This is a genomic window from [Anoxybacillus] calidus, assembly GCF_013760845.1.
GTDB lineage: Bacteria > Bacillota > Bacilli > Bacillales > Anoxybacillaceae > Paranoxybacillus > Paranoxybacillus calidus.
In genome coordinates, this window is the sequence record NZ_JACDUU010000001.1 from 171,283 (window position 1) to 189,620 (window position 18,338).

Here is an 18,338-nt window from a genome sequence, read left to right on the forward strand (position 1 = left end):
CAACGCATAGGAGCTGAAACTTCAACAATAACCTCTTCATAAAGTTATGACAGGTTCAATTTATTTAATTAGAGACGTTATAAATGGAAAATGTTATGTTGGCCAGACTATCCAAAATCCAGAAGATAGGTTTAAATAACACTTAAAGCTTTTGAAGACCAATGAAAATCAACTAATTTCAAAAGCCATAAGAAAATATGGACGAAAATCATTTCAGTTTATTATTTGGGGGACGAATATTCCTGAAGAAAAATTAAATGAGAAAGAGATTGATTACATTCAAAAGCTTGGTACGCTCCATCCAAATGGATATAACTTGTCTGAGGGCGGACAAAAAGCAAAACGTCAGCCAGTGTTGTTAGAAAAAGAATTTACGATTCTCAAGTGGATAGATGAGGGAAAATCCTTACGAGAGATTGCTTCAATGTTGGGAGTAACACACAAAGTAGTTAAAACTATACTCAATAGAAATCAAATACAACCGATGAAAAGAAGCAAACATAAACCTGTTATTACTGAAGAGGAAAAATTGAAAATTGCTCAACTGTATCGGAATGGACTATCAACAAAAGAAATAGCCTCAATGCTGAATAGAAGTGAAAGAGGTGTAAGAAGATACAGGGGTTATTGTTGAAGAATATAATGCTGTCAGAAAAAATCTGACCACTTAAAAGCTGACTACCTAAAAGCTTTTAAGTGCCCACGAGGCCGCAGCATTAGACAATATGTCTAATGAAAACGTATGCTGAACTAACGGGAAATGAACCGTTAGAACTAGAGGATAAAAAGCCTCTAGGGTAACAGATTGGAACAACCACTCGCGCCGTATTCCGTGTGCAACTTGGCAGCGGTGAATTTAGCGAATATGGTCGACAAAGAAAAGAAAGTCGTCGACTACGAAAAGCTAAAACGCACCGTAGAAATCGGCGTGAGAATGCAAGATAACGTCATTGACGCAACCCCTTATTTCCTTGAGGAAAACAAAAAGCAAGCGCTCGGTGAACGCCGCGTTGGCTTAGGTGTGATGGGTTTGGCGGACTTGCTGATTTATTGTGAGAAAGAATACGGCTCCGAAGATGGAAACAAGCTTGTCGATGAAGTGTTTAAGACGATCGCTACGACAGCGTACCGCGCATCGATTGAGCTTGCGAAAGAAAAAGGCAGCTTCCCGTTCCTCGTCGGTGAAACGGAAGAAGAAACGCAAAAATTAAGACAAGCCTTCATTCATACAGGCTATATGAAAAGAATGCCGGAAGATATTCGCCAAGACATTTTAAAATACGGCATTCGCAACTCACACTTGCTGACTGTGGCTCCGACGGGTAGTACAGGAACCATGGTCGGCGTTTCAACAGGATTAGAGCCTTATTTCTCATTCTCTTACTACCGCAGCGGCCGTCTCGGCAAGTTTATTGAAGTCAAAGCGGATATTGTTCAAGAATATTTGGATAAACATCCAGAAGCAGATCCAAACAACTTGCCGCATTGGTTTGTCACAGCGATGGATTTATCGCCAGAAGCGCATGCTGATGTGCAATGCATCATTCAACGCTGGGTTGATTCAAGTCTTTCTAAAACAGTGAACGCGCCGAGAGGCTATACGGTTGAGCAAGTACAGAAAGTGTACGAGCGTCTGTGGAGATGCGGCGCGAAAGGCGGTACTGTTTATGTCGATGGAAGCCGTGATGCACAAGTATTGACATTGAAAGCAGAAGAAAACACGTTTGAAGAACAGCTTGAATTAATCCCAGAAGAAAAAGAACAAGAAACAAAACGTGCCGTTGTGTTGGTTGATACGATTCAAGACTTGCGCTCAACCGATGTAACGATCGGCTCTGAAGTCGGAAACATTTGTCCGGTTTGCCGCGAGGGTACGGTAGAAGAAATCGGCGGCTGCAATACATGCGTAAGCTGCGGTGCGCAATTGAAGTGTGGATTGTAATTTAATATAGGATTTATTTACTTGGAAAAGGAGCTGTCTCATGAGGTTATGAGACAGCTCCTTTTTTATTGTTAGTTGAAATAAACATTTTACTAATAATAAAATGGATGGACATGTATCTGACTAGTTAAAGGGAAATAAGCTAAGTGTATCGCAGCAATATACTCCTGTTCAGCTATATAGTGAAGGAATGGAAACGATTGTTTTCATTCCTTTTTTTATTTTTCGCTCATACTAAAGTGTAAGTATGGACGAAAATGAGGTGAAATGATGGAACCGTTTATTCCACAGCTTGTTTATTTTGAACCTGAGGCGCTGAACTACCCGCTCGGACAAGAACTAAAAGAAAAATTCGAAAAAATGAACATTGAAATTCGTGAAACGACGTCGCATAATCAAGTGCGTGGCATTCCGGGAGAGAATGAGCTGCAAAAATACCGCAATGCGAAATCGACCCTCGTTGTTGGTGTCAGACGTACATTAAAATTTGACACGTCAAAGCCATCTGCTGAATATGCGATTCCACTTGCGACAGGATGTATGGGACATTGCCATTACTGCTATTTACAAACGACGCTCGGAAGTAAACCATACATTCGCGTGTACGTCAATTTAGACGATATTTTTGCCCAAGCGGAAAAATATATGAACGAGCGTGCTCCGGAAATTACGCGGTTTGAAGCCGCTTGTACGTCTGATATTGTCGGAATTGACCACCTTACGCATTCATTGAAAAAAACGATTGAATTTATCGGAACTACAGAATATGGTCGGTTGCGTTTTGTGACGAAATACGAACACGTTGATCACTTGCTAGATGCGAAGCATAATGGGAAAACGAGATTCCGCTTTAGCGTCAACTCTCGTTATGTCATTAAAAATTTCGAACCGGGAACTTCTTCATTTGAAGCGCGGTTGGAAGCGGCAAGAAAAGTCGCCAGTGCTGGCTACCCGCTCGGTTTTATCGTTGCACCTATTTATATGCATGATTATTGGGAAGAAGGATATTTTGAGTTATTTCAGCGTCTTTCCGAACAACTTCAAGGTATTGATCGAGCCAATTTAACGTTCGAACTGATTCAACACCGTTTTACGAAACCGGCAAAAGCGGTCATTCAAAAACGCTATCCAAAAACCAAACTTGATTTGAACGAAAGTAAACGAAAATACAAATGGGGAAGGTACGGAATCGGAAAATATGTGTACCAAGATGAAGAGGCTAAAAAGCTCGAAACAACAATGAGACAATATATTTCACTATTTTTCCCTGAGGCGGAAATACAATATTTTACCTAATTCCTGTTCTTCTTGTCATTTTTGATAAGAATGGTATATTATAGTACTGATTCTTCATTTTTATGTAGTGTATTTTTTGACAGGAGGGGGACATTATGCCGACACCAAGTATGGAGGACTATATTGAACAAATTTATATATTAATTGAAGAAAAAGGCTACGCCAGAGTATCAGATATTGCCGAGGCGTTGTCCGTGCATCCCTCCTCAGTAACAAAGATGGTGCAAAAATTAGATAAAGATGAATATTTAGTATATGAAAAATATCGCGGTCTAGTCTTAACCGCTAAAGGAAAGAAAATCGGCAAGCGGCTCGTTTATCGTCATGAGCTGCTGGAACAATTTATGCGCATCATCGGTGTCGATGAAGAAAATATTTATAACGATGTGGAAGGAATCGAACATCATTTAAGCTGGAATGCAATTGATCGAATCGGAGATTTAGTGCAGTATTTTGAAGAGGATCCAGCTCGAGTGGAAGCGCTTCGAAATATCCAAAAGCAAAATGAACAAGAAGCATAAGGGAACAAGGAAAAAACTTGTTCCTTTTTTATATGTTATGTACTAATTCCGTTGTTTCCCCATTAAACATGTAGAAAAACAACAAAGGGGGAAGCAGCATGGAAATTGATGGTGTGTTCTCGGGTGGCGGGATAAAAGGGTTTGCATTAATTGGTGCTTATCAAGCGATTGAAGCGAAGGGATTTCGATTTAAGAGAGTGGCGGGAACAAGTGCCGGTTCATTAATTGCCGCGCTCATTGCTGCCGGTTTTACAAGCGAGCAATTGATAAAAGTTGTCAATGAACTGAACTTGAAAAACTTACTTGATGAACGAAAAATATGGCTTCCATATCCGCTTGCCAAATGGATTTTACTATATTGGCGGATGGGGTTGTATAAGGGAGAATTATTCGAACAATGGCTTGAGAATGTGCTCGCGGCAAAAGGAGTAAAGACGTTTGCAGACTTGCCGAAAGAAAGTTTATATATTATTGCTTCTGATTTAACGAATGGAAGAATACTCGTATTGCCTGATGATTTATGCGAATACGGGATTGATCCGGGAACTTTTTCCGTTGCGAAAGCGGTTAGAATGAGTGTGAGTATTCCATATTTTTTTGAACCGGTAAAACTATGCACGAGTGAAGGAAAACATATCATTGTTGACGGGGGAATACTTAGCAATTTTCCGCTTTTTTTATTCGATGAAGAAAAAGAAGTCAAAAAGCGCCCAGTTCTTGGTATTCAACTAAGTGCAAGACTAGAAAAAAAGCCAAAAAAGAAAATTACAAATGCGATTGAACTGTATGAAGCATTATTTGAGACAATGAGGGAGGCGCATGATGCCCGTTATGTTTCAAGGCGTCATGAAAAAAACATTGTGTTTCTTCCTGTGAAGCATGTTGTCTCAACAGAATTCACCATTACCGACGAAGAACGAGACCGCCTAATTGAATATGGAAGAAAGCGGACAGAGCTGTTCTTAAAAAAATGGACATATTAAAAGAAAAACGGAGACGCCCCAATTTCGCCTAAAGGCAGCCCACGTCCTGTGGGCAACGGCGAAATGTCGCCATCCTAGCTCCCTCGAAGCCAAATGTTCTTCACCCGCAGAAGTGCTTGACACTTCGAGGGGGACTTATTTGGCACGAAGAGCTAGGCGTCGGAGCTAGACAAAGAAAAGTGAAAGCGAGATATGGCTTTAACGAAAAAGAAGAACCGAGCTAAAAGAACGCTCGGTTCCTCTTTTTTCCCTTTTTCCCTTCGATGACCGTTAAATGACTAGTTGTTCGTTTTCTTTGTAAACTTGGGCGGGTGCCTTTTTTTGTCGATTTTGCACGGGCGGTTTTCAACAGCGTGTTTTTGTCGCGCTCATGATGACGTTTCTTGGATTGATGCACGGCTTTCATATAAGAGGAATGCTCTTTGCCCATGCGCCGTCTTATAAGCAATTGGTAAACAGCATAAACGGCTGCGATGATGAAAACCACTAATAGCAGTTGGCGAATGATGTCAGCCGGCTGATTGAACAGCTTGTGAGTAAAACCAATACCCCCCAATAAAAGAATGAGCCAAATAAGCGGATGAATGACCCGACGACGCAATGAATCCACCTCCCTAAATTGTCTTATCCATAACAGCCGTTTTGCTAAACGATCTCTTTGGCTTCCGCTTCACTTTCTTCTTCAAGACGTAACAGCTCTTTAAAAGATGCGATCGCTACCTCAACCTGGTCATTTGTCGGTTCTTTCGTTGTTAATAGCTGAAGCCATAGACCGGGATAACCGAGCCAGCGCAAAACTGGTATGTCTCGAAGCTTGTTGGTTAATTGCAATACTTCAAAAGAAATGCCAAGAACAACAGGAATTAACGCAAGACGGTTCACAATCCTTAACCAGAGTGGATCGGTTGGTACGGCCATATATACGAAAACGCCGACAATGACAGTGAACAAAATAAAACTGCTGCCACAGCGGTAATGAAGACGCGATTGTTTTTGCACACTTTCCACCGTTAACGGTTCATTATTTTCAAAGGCATTAATGACTTTATGTTCGGCACCATGATATTGGAACACACGCTTTACTAATGGTGTTAACGAAATAAAATAAATATAAGCTAACAACAAGATAAGCTTAAAAAAGCTTTCAACGAAGATTTGTGCCAAATCTGATGAAAACACTGGACGGGTAAGTTCAGCTAAAAAGACGGGGATAAGCGTGAACAGAAATTTTCCAAATAGAAAAGATAACACGCTAACGACTGCAACTCCGAGAATCATCGTTAGTTTTGATTCGTTTTTTTGTTTTTCAGCAATGGTTGCATCATCTTTTGGATCCATATCGTAACGGTCGGTTGAAAATTGTAAATGTTTTGAACCATTTGCGCTTGCTTCAAGAATAGCGATGATGCCGCGAATAAAAGGGATTTTCTTTAAAAATGTCCATGTTGGATGATCTTTTCTTGGTAAGCGAAAATATTCAATTGTCTTATCCTTTCGGCGGATTGCTGTGACGTAGTGTTTTTTTCCTGCAAACATAACTCCTTCTACAACAGCTTGACCACCGTATACAGGCTTCATTGATTTTTTCATGTTTTACACCAACCTATCTAAATAATCCTTACATCATTTTCATTTTGTTATTTTATATTTTACAAGAAACAGGAAGAAACCTCTAGGCTGATGTTATTATTATCCTTACCAAAAAATAACGTATATAGACGCACCTTTCCGTTTTTTACTGATCATTTATTCATGAGTTGGTTGATTATGGACATACTATAAGTGGAGGTGTTGCTAATATGGACCATGAACAAAGCAAAAATCTACAGCTTGAACAAAATCAAAAAGAGCGGCCGATGTCTTTAATTATGAAAGTAGTCATTACAGGATTTTTTGGTGGAGCGTTTTGGAGTTTATTAGGATATTTTGCTTATACATTTCACTTTACGGAACTTAGTCCGAACATGATTTTACTTCCATGGGCTGTCGGCGATTGGAAGTATGGCCGATTGGGCAACTTTCTATCGATTTTTCTTATTGGCATATTATCCATATTAGTAGCTTTAGTTTATTATACTTTTTTCAAAAATATGAAAAGTATATGGGCGGGAGTTGTATACGGTGTAGCGTTATGGGCGCTCATTTTTTTCGTGTTCAACCCGCTTTTTCCAAATTTGCAGTCCGTCGCAGAATTAAACCGTGATACAACCATTACAACGATTTGTCTTTATATTTTATATGGGGTATTTATTGGCTACTCCATTTCTTTTGAAGCAGCGGAACATGAACGGCAAAAGCAATTGACGGCAATAAACGAGTAGTTGAGTGCATGTATTTTATGATAGAATGTTCTTGTTTGAACATTCTTTCTATTTAAAGGGGTTATGAAGATGGTGCATCTCCTGCTTATTAATGGTCCAAATTTAAATCGCCTTGGAAAGCGAGAACCACAAATTTATGGAAGCCAAACCTTACACGATTTAGAAGAAGAGCTCATCCATTTTGCCGCACAATACGAAATCAAACTTACTTGTTATCAAAGCAACCATGAAGGGGACATCATCGAGCAAATTCATGAGGCAGAGGAGAAGTTTGACGGTATTGTACTAAATCCCGGCGCCTTTACTCATTATAGTTATGCGATTCGCGATGCCATTGCTAGTGTAAATGTTCCAGTTGTTGAAGTGCATATTTCTAATATTCATGCACGAGAGCCGTTCAGACATCAATCAGTCATCGCCCCTGTAACGATTGGGCAAATCGTTGGGCTTGGCGTTACAGGGTACAAGTTAGCTTTGCTTGCATTGTTGGAAAAAGTTAGGGGAGGAGAAGGAGTATGGAAAAATTAGAGAAACTGCGTTCTCGTTTTTCAGAACTTGGAATTGATGGGATGTTAATTACAAACAGCTATAACCGCCGCTATATGACAGGTTTTACCGGTACAGCTGGCGTTGCATTAGTCGGACAAACGAAAGCTGTTTTTATCACTGACTTTCGCTATGTGGAACAAGCGGCAAAACAAGTTCAAGGATATGAAATTATTCAGCATACAGGCTTAATCGTTGATGAAGTGGCAAAGCAAGCGGCAGCGCTCGGCATTAAAAAGCTCGGTTTTGAGCAGGACGACCTTTCATATGCGACTTATAAAGCATACGAAAAAGCTGTTGATGCAGAGTTCATTCCTGTTTCTGGCGTTGTTGAAAAGTTACGCTTGATTAAGTCCGATTCAGAGATTAAGATATTAAAGGAAGCAGCGGAGATTGCTGATGCAGCATTTAAGCATATCCTCGACTTTATCCGTCCGGGAGTAAAAGAAATGGATGTAGCGAATGAACTTGAATTTTTTATGAGAAAAAACGGCGCTACATCGTCTTCATTTGATATTATTGTTGCATCAGGCTATCGTTCGGCATTACCGCACGGTGTGGCAACTGACAAAGTCATTGAAAAAGGCGAGTTCGTTACGCTTGACTTTGGGGCTTATTACAAAGGATATTGTTCTGATATTACAAGAACAGTAGCGGTGGGCGAAGTAAGCGATGAGTTGAAAAAAATTTATCAAATTGTTTTGGAAGCACAGCTGCGCGGCATGGCCGGAATAAAGCCAGGGATGACAGGGCGCGAAGCCGATGCACTCACGCGCGACTACATTAAGGAACAAGGCTATGGTGAATATTTTGGGCACTCAACTGGTCATGGTTTAGGCATGGAAGTACATGAAGGGCCTGCCTTATCTGTCCGCTCAGATACGGTGTTAGAGCCGGGAATGGTTGTGACGGTAGAACCAGGCATTTACATAGCGGGACTTGGTGGAGTACGCATTGAAGACGATACGGTTGTCACCAAAGACGGTAATCAATCTCTGACTCATTCACCAAAGGATTTAATTATTTTATAAATATTTGTAGTAGGAGGAACGTAGGTCGATGATTTCAGTAAACGATTTTCGTACAGGCTTAACGATTGAAGTAGACGGCGACATCTGGCGCGTCATCGAATTCCAACACGTAAAACCTGGTAAGGGTGCAGCATTCGTACGTTCAAAACTTCGCAACCTTCGCACAGGCGCTATTCAAGAAAAAACATTCCGCGCTGGTGAAAAAGTAAACAAAGCGCAAATCGATAACCGCAAGATGCAATACTTATATGCAAATGGCGATCAACACGTATTTATGGATACAGAAACTTACGAACAAATTGAACTTTCTTCTGCACAAATCGAGTACGAATTAAAGTTCTTAAAAGAAAATATGGAAGTATTCATTATGATGTATCAAGGCGAAACAATCGGTGTTGAGCTTCCGAATACAGTTGAACTAAAAGTAGTTGAAACAGAGCCTGGTATTAAAGGGGATACAGCTTCAGGTGGTTCCAAACCAGCTACTTTAGAAACTGGATTAGTCGTTCAAGTACCATTCTTCGTTAACGAAGGAGACACACTTATCATCAACACATCTGACGGCACATACGTATCCCGCGCTTAATTTTGCTGAGGGGCTGACTCATCAGTGTCTGACTCACGGGCGATACACGCGGAATAACGCACATGAAGTACCATGTATTGTATGAAGGGGTCTGACACTTTGCTTAGGGTCAGTCCCTTTTTTATTTTCCTCTAAAAAATTTCCCTTCTGAAACCTCTTTTTTCTGCATAGGTTGTACTAGCTATTCCATATCGTGAATACAGGAGGACATATGAAACGTTGGTTGTCGATGATTGAACCGGTCGTGCTTTCGATGGCAGGATTGCGTCTTCTATCCGCTGCGATTGAACTGTCTGCTGCGATTGCTATGCTTTTATTCAATGATGTGAAAAAAGCCGTTGCCGTCAACGCTTTTCTCGCGATCGTTGGCCCGCTCATTTTTATTACGACGATGACAATCGGTCTTTTATCACTCACAGATGAGCTGTCATTTTCAAAGCTATTTTTCATCGCTATCGGTGTAGGGTTTATATTATTTGCTATTTATAAGTAAGTCATAAAGCATCTCTATATCCCATAAACATGAACTAATCAACTTTCAAGGAGGAGGAGAAAGTGCAAGCGATATTCGACATTTTGCCTAAATCAATCTTACATATTGTTCAGCAGCTGCCTCCTTCCATGAGTGAACATCTTGAAGAAATCCGTATCCGAGTTGCGCGTCCTTTGGAAATGATTGTGCGTGGAGAACCCTATTTTCCAAATTATGATGTTACGGCAGAAGACGGTGTGCAGCTTCTCAATAAGTTGAGCCAATACTCGATTTACTCCATTGAAGAAGAATTGAAACGAGGATTTATCACGATACAGGGAGGCCATCGTGTTGGACTAGCGGGAAAAGTAATTACTGAAGGTGGAAAGGTGAAAGCCATCCGCCATGTTACATCTTTCAATATCCGTATTGCTAGACAAAAAATCGGTGTTGCTGAACCGCTAGTTTCCTATCTTTTTCATCAGCGTTGGTTGAATACGGTGATTATTGGTTCACCGCAAACTGGAAAAACAACGTTGCTGCGTGATATCGCGCGCCTGATTAGCACTGGAATGAAAAGAAAAAAGATTCATTCACAAAAAATTGGCATTGTTGATGAACGTTCGGAAATTGCCGGGAGTGTGAAGGGGATTCCGCAATTTGATTTAGGTCCGCGAGTGGATGTGCTTGATGCTTGTCCAAAAGCAGAAGGAATGATGATGATGATTCGTTCAATGAGCCCGGATGTTTTGATTGTCGATGAAATCGGTAGAGCAGAAGATAGTGAAGCGATATTAGAAGCAGTAAATGCTGGAGTTGGTTTATTTATGACCGTTCATGGCAGAAAACGGGAAGATTTACTTTGTCGCCCGACATTGCGGCCCATTATGGAACAAGCTGTGTTTAAACGATTCATTGAGCTGACAAATGAAAATGGTCCGGGAACGATTGCACGAATTACGGATGCACAAGGACGTACGCTTTATGAAAGAGCGAGAGTGATGGCATGAAACTAATCGGAGCGTTGTTTATTTTGTTGGCGACAACATGGACAGGTTTAGAAGCATCGCGATTTTTAAGCGAGCGGCCGCGGCAATTAAGGCAGCTGAAGGCAGCACTGCAGTCATTAGAAGCAGAGATTATGTACGGTCACACTCCGTTATCGGAAGCATCACTCCATTTAGCAAAACAGCTTTCACGACCGCTTTCATGGCTGTTTGAAAGCTTTTCTAAAAAGCTACTAGCTGGAGAAACGAGCGTCAAACAAGCATGGGATGAAAGTCTGGAAGAAGTGTGGAAATATACCGCATTAAAAAGCGGTGAACTAGAAGTAATGAAGCAATTTGGTGAAACGCTCGGGCAATACGATCGGACAGCACAGCAAAAGCAAATTCGGCTGACGCTTGTTCATTTGGAACGGGAAGAACATGAAGCGCTCGAAAAGAAAGCGCGCTATGAAAAAATGGTGAAAAGCTTAGGATTTTTAGCGGGGTTGCTGCTAATTATTTTATTGATGTAACAAATAGGGGGCAAGCAAGTATGGGGATTGACGTCGATATCATCTTTAAAATTGCAGGAGTAGGAATTATTGTTGCCTTTTTACACACGGTACTCGATCAAATGGGAAAAAAGGAGTACGCTCAATGGATTACTCTCCTTGGCTTTATTTACATTTTGTTTATGGTTGCATCTATCGTCAGTGATTTGTTTCAGAAAATAAAAGCAGTGTTTTTATTTCAAAGTTAGGAGGGAATAGTCATTGAAATTTGGCAAATTGTCGGCTTAGGTTTAATCGCTACTTTTTTAAGCATTATTTTAAACGAACATAAATCAAACATTGCCTTTTTATTAACCGTATTTGTCGGATGTGTGATTTTTCTATTTTTAGTCGATCAAATAAGCGCGATTATTCATATGCTGCAAAAAATTGCTATTGATGCGAATGTCAACATGATTTATTTAGAGACGATACTAAAAATTATTGGGATTGCTTACATTGCTGAATTTGGTGCACAAATCTCCAAAGATGCCGGTCAGGGGGCGATTGCTTCGAAAATTGAACTTGGAGGAAAAATTTTAATTTTAGCCATGGCGATTCCTATTCTAACGGCGATTATTGAGACGGTGATTGGTTTAATACCATCATCCTAACATGATGTGTAAGGGGGTGATTTATTGAAAAGAAAAATTGTTTCTGCACTTAGTGTTTTTCTTTTTTTATTCTTGTTGTTGCCGCTTGTTGTACAAGCTTCTCCCCCTCCGAAAGAAATCATGCAGGAACAGATTGAAAAGCTTGGCATCGATGACATTAAGCAATATTGGGATGAGATTGTTTCTAAATATGGCGGCTTTTTACCAGAAAGTCAAAAAGGTTCGTTTATCGAGTTTATTAGCGGTGAAAAGGAATTATCGCTTCGGGAATGGCTAGTGGCCTTTGTGAAATTTACTTTTTATGAACTGCTCGCCAATGGCAAACTTCTTGGTACGCTTGTATTGCTTACTGTTTTTAGCATGTTTTTGCAATCATTGCAAAATGCGTTTGAGCAACATGCGGTGAGTAAAGTCGCTTATGCGGTTGTTTATATGGTGTTAATCATTATTGCTTTAAACAGCTTTCGGCTTGCGATGGATTATGCGGTCGAAGCCATTCAGACGATGAGCGGCTTCATTATCGCGCTTCTTCCTTTGTTGTTAGCATTAATGGCTTCCTCAGGCGGACTTATATCTGCGGCATTTTTTCATCCGATTATCGTCTTTTTAATGAACACGACAGGAATGATGGTTGAACATTTCACACTTCCACTTTTGTTTCTTGCGGCACTTTTAAGCATCGTAAGCACAATGACGGAGCATTACAAAGTGACACAGCTGGCACAATTGTTAACGAATGTAAGTATTGGTTCGCTTGGTGTGGTGCTGACGGTTTTCATCGGTGTTATTTCAGTAAAAGGTGCCTCCACAGCGGTTGCTGATGGAATTGCTATTAAAACAGCGAAATTTGTTACAGGAAATTTTGTCCCTGTTGTCGGCAGGATGTTTACGGATGCGACAGATACAGTGATTGCGGCGTCATTGTTATTAAAAAATACGATTGGAATTGTCGGTGTTGCTGTTTTGCTCATTCTTGCCGCATTTCCAGCCATGAAAATTTTATTGATTGCCTTCGTTTATAAACTATCGGCTGCCATTTTACAGCCACTTGGTGGTGGGCCTGTTATTTCCAGTTTAAGCATTATTAGCAAAAGTGTCATTTATATTTTTGCCTCACTGGCGATTGTTTCATTAATGTTTTTCCTCAGTTTAACGGTAATCATTGCCGCAGGAAATTTAACGATGATGGTTCGTTAGCGGAGGTAGGGGTATGTCATTCATTATTGATTGGATTACGAACATTATCATTTTCATTTTATTAGCCATTGTGATTGATTTATTGCTCCCATCTACGAACCTACAAAAATATGTAAAAATGGTCATCGGGCTCATTTTAATTCTCGTTATGTTATCTCCTATTCTAAAAATCTTCAAGGTGGATGTTGATCAGCTTATCGCCATGATTCATACTGAAGGCCATGCAGAAAAAAATGTAATAGAAAATGTAATTGAACAAAAGAAAACAGAAATACAAGCCTCACAACGTGCATATATTTTAGAACAAATGGCTGTCCATATGAAAAAAGACGTTGCTGAGGAGTTGATGAATCAATATGGTTTAACAATTAAGGATATTACATTCGAAATAGGCAGAGAGGAAAATTTTCGCATTCCTGACGATATTCAATTTATTGAAGTGATTGTTGCGCCGGATAAAAAGGAACAGAGTGGCATCGTTCCAACCGTTCAGCCGATTGAGATTGACACCTCCGAACCAATGAAACGCACAGACGAATATGGGAAGCTGGCAATGGATACCGCTTCATTTTTAGCAAAGAAATGGGGAGTAAATGAGGAAAAAATCGCTGTCCAGGTCGAAGGGGGGAGATAAGATGTTTAAACGTTTAAAACATTTATTGGCGCAATCAAACGAAGAGACTTCCAAGAAAAAAGCAACACCTTTTTCTTATGTCATTGTCATTCTTCTTCTCGGCATCGCCTTCATGCTTGCTGGCAATATATTTGGAGAAAACAAGCAAACAAACACAGAGACAATGGCTATATATCAAAATAACGAACAGAATGCACAACCTGTTTTCGGGCAGAAGCGCAATACAAAAGCAAAAACGATTGCAGAATATGAAGAACGTTACGAAGAACAGTTGAAAAGTGCCCTTGAAGCAATTGTTGGTGTAGAAGACGTAACAGTGGTTGTCAATGTTGATGCAACAGAAACGAAAGTGCTCGAAAAAAATCGAACGACACAGCAGAAAACAACGGATGAAACAGACCGTGAAGGAGGCAAGCGAAAAGTCGAAGACCATTCGATGAATGAAGAAGTGGTCATTATCCGTCAAGGAGAAGAAGAAACACCAATTGTTTTGACAACAAAGAAGCCAGAAATTCGCGGTGTGTTAGTTGTCGCCAAAGGAGCAGATAACATTCAAATTAAAAAATGGATTGTTGAAGCTGTGACACGGGTGCTTCATGTCCCAAGCCACCGTGTTGCGGTCATGCCGAAAAAATGATAGGGGGAGCGAGAAATGATGTTAAAAAAACAAACAGTCTGGTTATTGACAATGCTCAGTTTAGTTGTTGTATTATCTGTTTATTATGTGACAACACCAGAAGGAACAAATGAAAATGTCGCTTTTGTGAATCAACCAAAAGAAGAAACAAAAGAAAAAACAACAAAGGCAAATAGTGAGTCAGAAGTAAACGTTGAGGAAACAGAAGACGGCAAAGTAACATCCAGTATTGCCAGCGATGATCTCTTTACTGCGTTGCGTATGCAAATTGAAGATGAGCGAAACAAACTGCGTGAAGAATTAAATGCGATAGTTGCTTCAGCGGAAGCGACTGCCAAAGAAAAAAGCGAAGCGTATGATAAAATTCAAAAACTAGCTGATATTTCTGAAAAAGAAGCTGTGCTGGAAACGTTAATTAAATCAAAAGGCTATGAAGAAGTGCTTGTACGTGTAGATGACGAGCAAGTAAGAGTGACTGTAAAGGCGAAAGAACTTTCGAAGCAAGCAGCAAATGAAATCATTCAAATGGTTGAAAAAGAAATTGGCGAAGCACAAGATGTAGCTGTGGAGTTCCAACCACAACAATAAATAAAATGAATAGCGGGGCTGTCTAAAAACAAGACTCCATAATAAAGATTGTTCGAAGGAGTCATCATTAGACAGCCCCGTATTATTTTTTAGTAGAAAAAATTAATTAATGCTATATAATAATAATTGTTTATATGAGCAGGTGTTAAAATAGCTTTAATAATATTCTTAACACAAATATTGAATATAAGGAAAGGTCATCGTATCATGATAATATGTTCCACTTTTTTTACTATTTCAACAAATGTCGAGAAACAAGGGGTGTAAGTCATGTTGAAAATTCAAGAAATTCGCGAACTTATCAGACTTATTGATCAGTCAAGTATTGAGGAATTTGTGTACGAAAATGAAGGTACAAAAGTTCATATGAAAAAGCCAGGAAGCAATATTCCTTTAGAAACAGTTGTAAAGCAAACGGTTGTTGAGCCAACTGCGCCAGCACCAAAACAAGAGCCGGTTGTACAACCAACACCAGCTCAACCTGCTGTTCAAGCTGTAGAAGTGAAACAAGAAGAAAAACCAAAACAAGAAGCAGTAAATACGGAGAACTTACATAAAATCACATCTCCGATGGTTGGTACGTTCTACGCATCACCATCTCCAGACGCTCCGCCATATGTGAAAGTTGGCGACAAAGTAAAAACAGATACGGTTGTCTGCATCGTGGAAGCGATGAAGCTGTTTAATGAGATCGAAGCTGAAGTAAACGGAGAAATCGTTGAAGTGCTTGTGAAAAACGGTGAGCTAGTTGAATATGGACAACCTTTATTCCTTGTAAAACCTGAATAAAGGAGCAGACGAGCGATGATAAAAAAATTATTAATTGCTAATCGCGGTGAAATTGCTGTTCGGGTGATTCGTGCCTGCAAAGAGCTTGGAATTGAAACGGTTGCGGTGTTTTCAGAAGCGGACCGCGATTCGTTGCATGTTCAGCTTGCGGATGAGGCGTATTGTATTGGACCAACAGCATCTAAGGACAGCTATTTGAATTTTACAAATATCATTAGTGTAGCGAAGTTAACGGGATGTGATGCCATTCATCCGGGATATGGATTTTTAGCGGAGAACGCGGCTTTCGCAGAACTTTGCCGTGAATGCAATATTATTTTTGTTGGTCCAAGCCCGGAAGCCATTACAAAAATGGGGATTAAAGATATCGCGCGTGAAACGATGCGCGAAGCGGGCGTACCGATTGTTCCTGGCTCAAAAGGAGTCATTGAAAGTATTGATGAAGCCATTGCGCTTGCAAATGAAATTGGGTACCCTGTTATTATAAAGGCAACTGCTGGTGGCGGTGGCAAAGGAATTCGCGTCGCCAGAGATGAACAAGAGTTAATTAAAGGAATTAATATTACGCAGCAGGAAGCAGCAACCGCATTCGGAAATCCGGGGGTATATATTGAAAAGTATATTGAGGATTTCCGTCACGTTGAAATTCAAGTGCTCGCAGATTCTTATGGAAACGTTATCCATCTTGGTGAGCGTGACTGTACGATTCAACGTCGCCTGCAAAAGCTTGTTGAGGAAGCTCCTTCACCAGCGCTTGATGAAGAAACGCGCAAATTGATGGGAGAGGCAGCAGTGAAAGCAGCAAAAGCAGTTGATTATACTGGTGCAGGTACGGTCGAGTTTATTTTTGATTATAAGGCAAAGAAATTTTATTTTATGGAAATGAATACGCGCATTCAAGTAGAACATCCTGTTACCGAAATGATTACTGGTGTTGACTTAATTAAAGAGCAAATCCGTGTTGCTTCAGGGGAAAAACTATCTTTAACTCAAGAAGAAGTGGTATTTAACGGATGGGCGATTGAATGCCGTATTAACGCTGAAAATCCGGAAAAGAACTTTATGCCTTCACCAGGAAAAATTAACATGTACCTACCGCCAGGTGGTTTAGGCGTCCGTGTTGATTCTGCTGCTTACCCAGGATATATGATTCCGCCTTATTATGATTCAATGATTGCGAAATTAATTGTACATGCCCCAACGCGAGAAGAAGCGATTGCACGGATGAAGCGGGCGTTAAGTGAATTTGTCATTGAAGGAATTCATACAACGATTCCATTCCACATAAAATTATTCGAACATGAAAAATTTGTGGAAGGAAACTTTAACACGAAGTTTCTTGAAATGTATGATGTGATGAAATCATAACGAAAATGGAGGTGCGCCTCGTGTCAGAACATGTATTTGAAATGGGACAAGAAACGAATGCGTTAGGAAAAGTAGAAATCGCACCTGAAGTGATTGAAGTCATTGCAGGAATTGCGGCTTCTGAAGTGGATGGTATAGCGCAAATGCGCGGTAACTTTGCGGCTGGTGTTGTTGAGCGATTGGGAAAGAAAAACCATGGCAAAGGTGTAAAAGTTGATTTAAAAGAAGAAGGAATTATTATTGATGTTTACTGCTTAGTTCGTTTCGGTGTCTCTATTCCGAACGTTGCCAAAAAGGTGCAGGAAAATATCCGTCAAGCATTATTGAATATGACAGGGTTAGAAACGAATGAAATTAATGTCCACGTTGTCGGTATTCAATTCGATTCTGCAAAAGCTGAACAGGAAAACGAGCAGTAAATAAAACAAAGGGCTGATCCATAAGTGTCTGGCCTCATGTGTAACCAAAAATATATAGTATTTTTGTTATGTCCTATATATGATGGTTGCGGGGTCTGACACTTTGCATTTGGGTCAGCCTCTTTTGTTTTTTTCATAAAAGTTTGTTATCTTAAGGGTGATGATCTGCCAATTAATATGAAAATGTTCGTTCTATTACCAAATATAGCAAGTGTGTTTGTTGCTCTCAGTTGAAATTGATCATTAGACTGCAGTCTCCATGTTTAAAAGCAGAGAGCTTATTTCAGATGATGTTAAATGAGAAAAACAGTGATTTACGCTATTTTCAGAAAAAACGATTATTTCAAAAGGTTTATCTATAGTTTGTACGGATTATTATATCGTTTGTCACGAAAATATGGTATTATCATCATATAAACGTTCGACAATATGAGTAAAAGGAGTTAATAGCATGAAACGACACACAGCGAGAGAAAAAGCATTACAAGCACTCTTTCAAGTAGATGTAGGAGGAATTGATCCACAAGAAGCAATCAAAAATGTGGTGGATGAGGAGGAAATCGATTCGTTTCTTCACCAGCTTGTATTTGGGGTTGTGAATCATCAAGAAGAAATTGACCAACTGCTGCGTGATAATCTGGAAAAATGGAGATTAGAACGTGTAGCGAACGTTGATCGTGCCATTTTGCGTATGGCTACATACGAAATGAAATATATTGATGATATTCCTGTAAGTGTAACGATGGATGAAGCAATTGAGTTGGCAAAAAAGTATGGTGATGACAAATCAAGCCGATTTATTAATGGAGTGCTTTCAAAAGTGAAAGATGCTCTAGAAATTATAAAATAAACGATAT

General features: G+C 40.0%; 24 protein-coding genes and 1 pseudogene. 23 read left to right on the forward strand and 2 right to left on the reverse strand.

The window, feature by feature from the left end:
• Nucleotides 1-46: 46 nt before the first annotated feature.
• From HNQ85_RS17975 to HNQ85_RS00945, 6 genes and pseudogenes are all read left to right on the forward strand, one after another.
• A complete protein-coding gene (locus tag HNQ85_RS17975; protein ID WP_181535317.1) occupies nucleotides 47-139 on the forward strand; it encodes a GIY-YIG nuclease family protein in 93 nt (30 codons plus the stop codon).
• Nucleotides 140-151: 12 nt separating this feature from the next.
• A complete protein-coding gene (locus HNQ85_RS00925; RefSeq protein WP_181535319.1) occupies nucleotides 152-634 on the forward strand; it encodes a helix-turn-helix domain-containing protein in 483 nt (160 codons plus the stop codon).
• A 174-nt stretch (nucleotides 635-808) separates the two neighbouring features.
• Nucleotides 809-1,942, forward strand: a pseudogene (locus HNQ85_RS00930) (vitamin B12-dependent ribonucleotide reductase); the annotation flags it as partial.
• 270 nt (nucleotides 1,943-2,212) lie between these two features.
• Nucleotides 2,213-3,238: a spore photoproduct lyase gene (gene splB, locus HNQ85_RS00935; RefSeq protein WP_181535323.1), complete on the forward strand. Its 1,026-nt coding sequence runs from the start codon at nucleotides 2,213-2,215 to the stop codon at nucleotides 3,236-3,238.
• 95 nt (nucleotides 3,239-3,333) lie between these two features.
• Entirely contained in the window at nucleotides 3,334-3,759 is a 426-nt protein-coding gene (mntR, locus tag HNQ85_RS00940) for a transcriptional regulator MntR (protein WP_181535324.1), read from the forward strand.
• 98 nt (nucleotides 3,760-3,857) lie between these two features.
• Nucleotides 3,858-4,742: a patatin-like phospholipase family protein gene (locus tag HNQ85_RS00945; RefSeq protein ID WP_181535326.1), complete on the forward strand. Its 885-nt coding sequence runs from the start codon at nucleotides 3,858-3,860 to the stop codon at nucleotides 4,740-4,742.
• 220 nt (nucleotides 4,743-4,962) lie between these two features.
• On the opposite strand, the gene HNQ85_RS00950 is transcribed toward HNQ85_RS00945, so the two are convergent.
• Nucleotides 4,963-5,343 (reverse strand): SA1362 family protein, encoded by a 381-nt coding sequence (locus HNQ85_RS00950; RefSeq protein ID WP_181535329.1) that lies wholly within the window; start codon nucleotides 5,341-5,343, stop codon nucleotides 4,963-4,965.
• Between the two features lie 44 nt (nucleotides 5,344-5,387).
• Nucleotides 5,388-6,332: a DUF1385 domain-containing protein gene (locus HNQ85_RS00955; protein WP_181535331.1), complete on the reverse strand. Its 945-nt coding sequence runs from the start codon at nucleotides 6,330-6,332 to the stop codon at nucleotides 5,388-5,390.
• A gap of 209 nt (nucleotides 6,333-6,541) precedes the next feature.
• Here HNQ85_RS00955 and HNQ85_RS00960 point away from each other — a divergent pair, with 209 nt between their 5' ends.
• From HNQ85_RS00960 to nusB, 17 genes are all read left to right on the forward strand, one after another.
• The gene (locus tag HNQ85_RS00960; protein ID WP_181535332.1) at nucleotides 6,542-7,063 is read left to right on the forward strand and encodes a YqhR family membrane protein; all 522 of its coding nucleotides are present in this window, start codon (nucleotides 6,542-6,544) and stop codon (nucleotides 7,061-7,063) included.
• A gap of 69 nt (nucleotides 7,064-7,132) precedes the next feature.
• Complete coding sequence (aroQ, locus tag HNQ85_RS00965; RefSeq protein WP_181535335.1) at nucleotides 7,133-7,591, forward strand: type II 3-dehydroquinate dehydratase; 459 nt, start codon at nucleotides 7,133-7,135, stop codon at nucleotides 7,589-7,591.
• Nucleotides 7,579-8,640, forward strand: a complete 1,062-nt coding sequence (gene pepQ, locus HNQ85_RS00970) for a Xaa-Pro dipeptidase (protein WP_181535337.1) — start codon at nucleotides 7,579-7,581, stop codon at nucleotides 8,638-8,640. Before aroQ ends, pepQ begins: the two co-directional genes overlap by 13 nt.
• A 28-nt stretch (nucleotides 8,641-8,668) precedes the next feature.
• Complete coding sequence (gene efp, locus HNQ85_RS00975) at nucleotides 8,669-9,226, forward strand: elongation factor P (protein ID WP_181535339.1); 558 nt, start codon at nucleotides 8,669-8,671, stop codon at nucleotides 9,224-9,226.
• 211 nt (nucleotides 9,227-9,437) lie between these two features.
• On the forward strand, nucleotides 9,438-9,719 hold the full coding sequence (locus HNQ85_RS00980; RefSeq protein WP_181535341.1) for a YqhV family protein: 282 nt from the start codon (nucleotides 9,438-9,440) through the stop codon (nucleotides 9,717-9,719).
• Nucleotides 9,720-9,781: 62 nt separating this feature from the next.
• The gene (gene spoIIIAA / locus HNQ85_RS00985) at nucleotides 9,782-10,708 is read left to right on the forward strand and encodes a stage III sporulation protein AA (protein ID WP_181535343.1); all 927 of its coding nucleotides are present in this window, start codon (nucleotides 9,782-9,784) and stop codon (nucleotides 10,706-10,708) included.
• Entirely contained in the window at nucleotides 10,705-11,217 is a 513-nt protein-coding gene (spoIIIAB, locus tag HNQ85_RS00990; RefSeq protein WP_181535345.1) for a stage III sporulation protein SpoIIIAB, read from the forward strand. The genes spoIIIAA and spoIIIAB overlap by 4 nt, the downstream gene beginning before the upstream one ends.
• Before the next feature lie 20 nt (nucleotides 11,218-11,237).
• Nucleotides 11,238-11,444, forward strand: coding sequence for a stage III sporulation protein AC (gene spoIIIAC, locus HNQ85_RS00995; protein ID WP_181535347.1), 207 nt, complete (start codon nucleotides 11,238-11,240; stop codon nucleotides 11,442-11,444).
• Between the two features lie 6 nt (nucleotides 11,445-11,450).
• Nucleotides 11,451-11,849: a stage III sporulation protein AD gene (gene spoIIIAD / locus HNQ85_RS01000; protein WP_181536469.1), complete on the forward strand. Its 399-nt coding sequence runs from the start codon at nucleotides 11,451-11,453 to the stop codon at nucleotides 11,847-11,849.
• A 24-nt stretch (nucleotides 11,850-11,873) separates the two neighbouring features.
• Nucleotides 11,874-13,046, forward strand: coding sequence for a stage III sporulation protein AE (gene spoIIIAE, locus HNQ85_RS01005; RefSeq protein WP_181535349.1), 1,173 nt, complete (start codon nucleotides 11,874-11,876; stop codon nucleotides 13,044-13,046).
• A 13-nt stretch (nucleotides 13,047-13,059) separates the two neighbouring features.
• The gene (gene spoIIIAF, locus HNQ85_RS01010; RefSeq protein WP_181535351.1) at nucleotides 13,060-13,680 is read left to right on the forward strand and encodes a stage III sporulation protein AF; all 621 of its coding nucleotides are present in this window, start codon (nucleotides 13,060-13,062) and stop codon (nucleotides 13,678-13,680) included.
• 1 nt (nucleotide 13,681) lies between these two features.
• Entirely contained in the window at nucleotides 13,682-14,317 is a 636-nt protein-coding gene (gene spoIIIAG, locus HNQ85_RS01015) for a stage III sporulation protein AG (RefSeq protein WP_181535353.1), read from the forward strand.
• An 18-nt stretch (nucleotides 14,318-14,335) separates the two neighbouring features.
• Nucleotides 14,336-14,905, forward strand: coding sequence for a SpoIIIAH-like family protein (locus HNQ85_RS01020; RefSeq protein WP_181536470.1), 570 nt, complete (start codon nucleotides 14,336-14,338; stop codon nucleotides 14,903-14,905).
• 270 nt (nucleotides 14,906-15,175) lie between these two features.
• Nucleotides 15,176-15,694, forward strand: a complete 519-nt coding sequence (accB, locus tag HNQ85_RS01025; protein WP_181535355.1) for an acetyl-CoA carboxylase biotin carboxyl carrier protein — start codon at nucleotides 15,176-15,178, stop codon at nucleotides 15,692-15,694.
• Nucleotides 15,695-15,709: 15 nt separating this feature from the next.
• Nucleotides 15,710-17,062: an acetyl-CoA carboxylase biotin carboxylase subunit gene (accC, locus tag HNQ85_RS01030; protein WP_181535357.1), complete on the forward strand. Its 1,353-nt coding sequence runs from the start codon at nucleotides 15,710-15,712 to the stop codon at nucleotides 17,060-17,062.
• A 20-nt stretch (nucleotides 17,063-17,082) separates the two neighbouring features.
• On the forward strand, nucleotides 17,083-17,481 hold the full coding sequence (locus HNQ85_RS01035) for an Asp23/Gls24 family envelope stress response protein (RefSeq protein WP_343046469.1): 399 nt from the start codon (nucleotides 17,083-17,085) through the stop codon (nucleotides 17,479-17,481).
• A gap of 451 nt (nucleotides 17,482-17,932) precedes the next feature.
• Nucleotides 17,933-18,331 (forward strand): transcription antitermination factor NusB, encoded by a 399-nt coding sequence (gene nusB, locus HNQ85_RS01040; protein WP_181535359.1) that lies wholly within the window; start codon nucleotides 17,933-17,935, stop codon nucleotides 18,329-18,331.
• Nucleotides 18,332-18,338: the final 7 nt, after the last annotated feature.

What these genes read in the sequence shown, in the direction of transcription:
- HNQ85_RS17975 (WP_181535317.1), top strand. Translation starts at nt 47, where the DNA reads ATGACAGGTTCAATTTATTTAATTAGAGACGTTATAAATGGAAAATGT.
- HNQ85_RS00945 (WP_181535326.1), top strand. Translation starts at nt 3,858, where the DNA reads ATGGAAATTGATGGTGTGTTCTCGGGTGGCGGGATAAAAGGGTTTGCA.
- efp (WP_181535339.1), top strand. Translation starts at nt 8,669, where the DNA reads ATGATTTCAGTAAACGATTTTCGTACAGGCTTAACGATTGAAGTAGAC.
- mntR (WP_181535324.1), top strand. Translation starts at nt 3,334, where the DNA reads ATGCCGACACCAAGTATGGAGGACTATATTGAACAAATTTATATATTA.
- nusB (WP_181535359.1), top strand. Translation starts at nt 17,933, where the DNA reads ATGAAACGACACACAGCGAGAGAAAAAGCATTACAAGCACTCTTTCAA.
- spoIIIAF (WP_181535351.1), top strand. Translation starts at nt 13,060, where the DNA reads ATGTCATTCATTATTGATTGGATTACGAACATTATCATTTTCATTTTA.
- splB (WP_181535323.1), top strand. Translation starts at nt 2,213, where the DNA reads ATGGAACCGTTTATTCCACAGCTTGTTTATTTTGAACCTGAGGCGCTG.
- spoIIIAB (WP_181535345.1), top strand. Translation starts at nt 10,705, where the DNA reads ATGAAACTAATCGGAGCGTTGTTTATTTTGTTGGCGACAACATGGACA.
- accB (WP_181535355.1), top strand. Translation starts at nt 15,176, where the DNA reads ATGTTGAAAATTCAAGAAATTCGCGAACTTATCAGACTTATTGATCAG.
- pepQ (WP_181535337.1), top strand. Translation starts at nt 7,579, where the DNA reads ATGGAAAAATTAGAGAAACTGCGTTCTCGTTTTTCAGAACTTGGAATT.
- HNQ85_RS00955 (WP_181535331.1), bottom strand. Translation starts at nt 6,332, where the DNA reads ATGAAAAAATCAATGAAGCCTGTATACGGTGGTCAAGCTGTTGTAGAA.
- HNQ85_RS00980 (WP_181535341.1), top strand. Translation starts at nt 9,438, where the DNA reads ATGAAACGTTGGTTGTCGATGATTGAACCGGTCGTGCTTTCGATGGCA.
- HNQ85_RS01020 (WP_181536470.1), top strand. Translation starts at nt 14,336, where the DNA reads ATGTTAAAAAAACAAACAGTCTGGTTATTGACAATGCTCAGTTTAGTT.
- spoIIIAG (WP_181535353.1), top strand. Translation starts at nt 13,682, where the DNA reads ATGTTTAAACGTTTAAAACATTTATTGGCGCAATCAAACGAAGAGACT.
- aroQ (WP_181535335.1), top strand. Translation starts at nt 7,133, where the DNA reads ATGGTGCATCTCCTGCTTATTAATGGTCCAAATTTAAATCGCCTTGGA.
- spoIIIAC (WP_181535347.1), top strand. Translation starts at nt 11,238, where the DNA reads ATGGGGATTGACGTCGATATCATCTTTAAAATTGCAGGAGTAGGAATT.
- accC (WP_181535357.1), top strand. Translation starts at nt 15,710, where the DNA reads ATGATAAAAAAATTATTAATTGCTAATCGCGGTGAAATTGCTGTTCGG.
- HNQ85_RS00960 (WP_181535332.1), top strand. Translation starts at nt 6,542, where the DNA reads ATGGACCATGAACAAAGCAAAAATCTACAGCTTGAACAAAATCAAAAA.